The 614-nt window shown below is 72.3% G+C and carries 2 pseudogenes; both read left to right on the plus strand.

Annotation, left to right across the window (positions count from 1 at the left end):
* A pseudogene (locus J0695_RS39390) lies at window positions 1-439 on the plus strand (FAD-dependent oxidoreductase); the annotation flags it as partial.
* Between the two features lie 4 nt (window positions 440-443).
* A pseudogene (locus tag J0695_RS44685) lies at window positions 444-614 on the plus strand (oxidoreductase); the annotation flags it as partial.

The raw sequence follows: 614 nt of genomic DNA on the forward strand, positions 1-614 counted from the left end.
CGCCCTCACCACCCGCCCCGGCGACCCCTTCGTCGTCTCCGACCTCGACGCCCCCGGCTGGATCGAGCGCTTCACCGCCCAGGACCCCACGGTCGCCCCTCCCGGACAACAGCTGATCCAGGGTCAGATCCCCATCGCCCCGCACGAGTCCAAGGCCGATGGCCTCGCCCGCGCCGAACACCTCCTCGATGCCGGCTTCCCCGGCTGGCGCGATCGCACCGTCTGGCGGCGCGCCTCGGTCGCCGCGAACCGCACCGGCGCCGTCGACCTCCCGGGCACCACCTGGCGCGACCGCCCGGCGATCGACCGCGGCAACGGGGTCTATCTGGCGGGCGACCAGGTTGCCGCCCCCGGGGTCCTCTCCGAGGTCTCCTTCAACAGCGCGATGGAAGCCGTCACCCTGGCCTTGACCTCAAGCAGGCTTGAGGTTGCACGCTGATCCCATGAGAGCGATACGACTGCACGCATTCGGCCCGGCGGAGAACCTCACGTACGAGACCGTCGACGATCCGGTCCCGGCCCCCGGCCAGGTCCGGATCAAGGTCGCCGCCTCCGGCGTCCACCTCATCGACACCGCGATCCGCGAGGGCATCCGCGGCCCCCTGCCCGCCCTC

Source organism: Streptomyces beijiangensis (genome assembly GCF_017315755.1).
GTDB lineage: Bacteria > Actinomycetota > Actinomycetes > Streptomycetales > Streptomycetaceae > Streptomyces > Streptomyces beijiangensis.